The following is a 1,059-nucleotide window of genomic DNA, read 5'->3' on the forward strand; positions in this document are numbered from 1 at the left end:
CTCCAGGGTGGCGGGCAGGCGGGGCACGCCGCGCTTGAGCAGGGCTTCCTCCACGCAGGCGGAGAAGAGGACCTGGGGCTCGTCCACGGAGAGCTTCACCGCGGCGGAGCGGGGGCACTGGTTGACGGGGGAGCGCCACACGCAGCGCACGCCGGGGGCACCGCGCTGGCGCGTGCAGGAGAGGTTCGCGCGCTCCGCGTTCGGGTCCACGCGGACGACGGCGGAGAGCGTGGCGAAGGCCGGGGTGAGCTGCACGGTGGGAGGCAGCGCGCAGTCGGCGCCGTCCGCGCGGGACAGCGCGAGGTCCACGACGTTCTCCCGGAAGACGAAGGGCGTGGGGGCGGCGCTGTAGGCATAGGCGGCGTCATCCCAGGCCCAGCCTGGACCGAAGGCGGCCTCCACGTCGTCGGTGCCTCGCACGCGCACCTGTCCGCGCCACTGCTGGACGCCGCGCGCCTGGAGCGCGTCCGCGACCTGCTCGCAGGCGAGCGCCGTCTCCGGAAAACGCCACGAGCCCAGCGACGGGTCACCCGATGGGTCCACCACGAGGTCGCCAAGGTACAGCCCGTTCGTCAGCGTGCCCTCCAGCGTCACCGGCGTCTGGAAGCGGAAGTCCGGACCGAGCGCGGAGAGCACCGACGCGGTGGAGACGACCTTCATCGTGGACGCGGGCAGCAACCGGACGTGCTCCCGGTGCGCGAACAGCGGCTCGCCGGTTCGCGCGTCCAGCACGAAGGCGCTCGCGAGCGCGCCCTCGTCCTCCAGGGTGGCGAAGAGGCTGCTCGCCACCGAGCCCACGGTGCGAGCTTCGGGGCGCCGCGCATGGTGGCAGCCGGCGAGCATCGAGGTGGCCAGCAGCAGGGAGAGGGGCAGGGCTTGGCTCATCACGCGCGCCACGCTAACCCTGACGGCAGTGGGTGTCATGCGGCGAGGTGCGGGGGAGGGTGAGCCGTACCAACCCGGCCGTCCGGTATGCGACCCGGCTGTCCTCCCTTCGTGTGACTCGGCTCATCGTGTCACCGGGGCCGCATGAGAGGAATTGGGTGCGGGGCCTTGCTT

At 72.7% G+C, this 1,059-nt stretch carries 1 protein-coding gene; it reads right to left on the reverse strand.

Features of this window, described 5'->3' with window-relative positions; all coding sequences use genetic code 11:
* A partial coding sequence (locus tag HR086_RS47085; RefSeq protein WP_174468933.1) for a D-alanyl-D-alanine carboxypeptidase occupies nt 1–885 on the reverse strand: 885 nt, incomplete at its 3' end.
* Between the last annotated feature and the right edge of the window lie 174 nt (nt 886–1,059).

It is taken from the genome of Myxococcus sp. CA039A (assembly GCF_013336645.1).
Classification (GTDB): Bacteria; Myxococcota; Myxococcia; order Myxococcales; family Myxococcaceae; genus Myxococcus; species Myxococcus llanfairpwllgwyngyllgogerychwyrndrobwllllantysiliogogogochensis.